General features: G+C 76.5%; 2 protein-coding genes. Both read right to left on the bottom strand.

Annotated features, from left to right (window positions below; all coding sequences use genetic code 11):
- Window positions 1-766 (bottom strand): lysophospholipid acyltransferase family protein (locus VR44_RS37665; protein ID WP_045952177.1); only part of this gene is annotated, 766 nt, incomplete at its 3' end.
- A partial coding sequence (locus VR44_RS37660; protein ID WP_045952176.1) for a GNAT family N-acetyltransferase occupies window positions 763-1,511 on the bottom strand: 749 nt, incomplete at its 5' end. The genes VR44_RS37665 and VR44_RS37660, both read right to left, overlap by 4 nt.

Genomic DNA, 1,511 nt, shown 5'->3' with positions numbered 1-1,511 from the left:
CGGCGAGCCCCCGCCGGTCGGCGTGGCGGCCGTGCGGGATGCGGGGCAGCAGCCGCACCTCGGCGCGTATGCCTCGGGCGCGGGCGATCCGCCACAGGGAGGCCGTCAGGGTGTCCTCGCCGACGAAGGCGGGCGCACCGGCGAACTCCCCGCCGTCCAGCCGGTAGGCGATCCGTACGGGCTGTACGGGCACCTCCGCGTCCAGCGCCGCCTGGAACGCGGCCCGCCGGAAGGGCCCCTGGGCGCGCCCGCACCAGGTGCAGCCCTCGGGGAAGACGGTGACCCGGTCCCCGGCCCGCAGCGCCCGGGCGATGGTCCCCACCGTGCGGGGCAGGGCCCTGATCCGGTCGCGTTCGATGAACAGGGTGCCGGCCTGGGCGGCGAGCCGCCCGAGGACCGGCCAGGTACCGATCTCGCTCTTGGCCAGCATCCTGCTGGGCAGGGCGGCGGCGACGAGCGGGATGTCGGTCCAGGAGATGTGGTTGGCGACGATCAGGCGGCCCCCGTCCGGCCCCGGGGTACCGCGTACGGTGATCCGTATCCCCAGGGAGCGCAGGAGCGCGGCGCACCAGGTCCGGATCAGGGCACGCCGGGGCCCGGCGGGCAGCAGCCGTACCGCCGGGGCGGCCGGGACGGCCAGCAGGACCAGTCCGAGGGCGCCGGCGAGCCGGAGCGCCGCGTGTGGGACGCTCGCGGCCCGGCCGCCCGGGTGGGCGGCGCAGGCCTGCGGGGTGCAGGGCGCGGTGGGCAGCAGCCAGTTGCTCATGCGGCCGGGGCGAGCGAGAGGAAGTGGTTGAGGTAGCGCGGGTTGGTCCGGCGCAGGGAGAGCAGCACGTACAGGTCGGCGCAGCCGAACTCGGCGTCGAGGGCGGGCTCCCCGCAGACCCAGGCGCCGAGGCGGATGTACCCGCGCAGCAGCGGCGGCAGTTCCAGGCGGGTGCCGGGGAGGGTCACGCCGTCGGGGTTCCACGGCAGGTGCGGGGTGACCCGGTACTCCTGCGGGGCGAGGTTGCGGGCCAGGACGGTCTCGCGGGTGGCCGCGGCCAGCACCCCGCCGTCGGCGAGCGGTATCGAGCAGCACCCGGCGAGCCAGTTGTGGCCGGTGCGCTCCATGTAGCGGGCGAGGCCGGCCCAGATGAGGGCGATGACGGCGCCGTCGCGGTGGTCGGGGTGGACGCAGGAGCGGCCGACCTCGACCAGGTCGGGGCGGATCGGGGCGAGGGCGGAGAGGTCGAACTCGCCCTCGGAGTAGAGGCGTCCGGCGACGGCGGCGCGCTCCGGGGGCAGCAGCCGGTAGGTGCCGACGACCTGGCCGGTCTCCTCGTCGAGGACCAGGAGGTGGTCGCAGTAGGCGTCGAAGGCGTCGGAGTCCAGGCCCGGCTCGGGTCCGTCCAGGCGGGCGCCGAGTTCTCCGGCGAAGACCTGGTGGCGCAGCCGCTGGGCGGCGCGGACCTCGTCCTCGTCACGGGCGAGGCGGACGGTGTACCGGGGGGTGGCGGAGGGGACGGAGG

Origin of the sequence: Streptomyces katrae, assembly GCF_000966975.1 — a bacterium.
Classification (GTDB): domain Bacteria; phylum Actinomycetota; class Actinomycetes; order Streptomycetales; family Streptomycetaceae; genus Streptomyces; species Streptomyces katrae.
Note: the sequence above shows the minus strand (reverse complement) of the source record. Positions and strands in the feature narration are given on the sequence as shown.